The sequence below is a fragment of the Curtobacterium sp. MCPF17_046 genome, from assembly GCF_003224295.1.
In the GTDB taxonomy this organism is placed as follows: Bacteria; Actinomycetota; Actinomycetes; order Actinomycetales; family Microbacteriaceae; genus Curtobacterium.
The window spans coordinates 1-1,181 of sequence record NZ_QKLB01000033.1 but is presented as its reverse complement, the minus strand read 5'-3'; the positions used below and the strand labels follow the sequence as shown (position 1 = coordinate 1,181).

General features: G+C 66.3%; 1 protein-coding gene. It reads left to right on the top strand.

Going from position 1 to position 1,181, the window contains the following annotated elements; translation table 11 throughout:
* The coding region (locus tag DEJ32_RS16380) for an Ig-like domain-containing protein (RefSeq protein WP_181420715.1) at positions 1-1,181 on the top strand (1,181 nt) is incomplete at both ends.

Below are 1,181 nucleotides of genomic sequence, written 5' to 3'. Positions count from 1 at the left end.
CATCGACCCGTCGAAGGTCGGGTACGGCAAGCAGGACTTCACCGTCACCCAGACCATCGACGGCACCGAGTCCGACAACACCGCTGTCTCCCTCGACTACGGACAGAACACCCCGGCGTTCACCAACCCGTCCGAGGGCTCCACGATCCCGGGCAATCCGCTCTCCTTCACCGGAACCGGTAACCCGGGCGGCATCGTCCAGGTCAACGGCACCGACTTCACCACGGACAGCCCGATCGGCACCGCGAACGTCACCGACGGCAAGTGGGTCGTGAAGAACTCGTCTCTGACCCTCCCGAACGGTCCGTACCAGCTGTGGGCCAACCAGCGCACCAAGGGCGGCAAGATCGAGTTCACCGGCCTGAACATCACCGTCCAGCAGGCCAAGCCCGCCACGCCCAGCGCCGAGGGGTACTTCCCCAACAACGTCGCGGAATGGGCCGGCATCGCCGGGATCGGCAAGCCCGGTGCCACCGTCATCGTCCGCGACGCCAATGGCACCGAGATCGGCCGCACCACCATCACCGACGCCTCGGGCACCTACAACGTCGGCATCGACCCGTCGAAGGTCGGGTACGGCAAGCAGGACTTCACCGTCACCCAGACCATCGACGGCACCGAGTCCGACAACACCGCTGTCTCCCTCGACTACGGACAGAACACCCCGGCGTTCACCAACCCGTCCGAGGGCTCCACGATCCCGGGCAATCCGCTCTCCTTCACCGGAACCGGTAACCCGGGCGGCATCGTCCAGGTCAACGGCACCGACTTCACCACGGACAGCCCGATCGGCACCGCGAACGTCACCGACGGCAAGTGGGTCGTGAAGAACTCGTCTCTGACCCTCCCGAACGGTCCGTACCAGCTGTGGGCCAATCAGCGCACCAAGGGCGGCAAGATCGAGTTCACCGGCCTGAACATCACCGTCCAGCAGGCCAAGCCCGCCACGCCCAGCGCCGAGGGGTACTTCCCCAACAACGTCGCGGAATGGGCCGGCATCGCCGGGATCGGCAAGCCCGGTGCCACCGTCATCGTCCGCGACGCCAACGGCACCGAGATCGGCCGCACCACCATCACCGACGCCTCGGGCACCTACAACGTCGGCATCGACCCGTCGAAGGTCGGGTACGGCAAGCAGGACTTCACCGTCACCCAGACCATCGACGGCACCGAGTCCGACA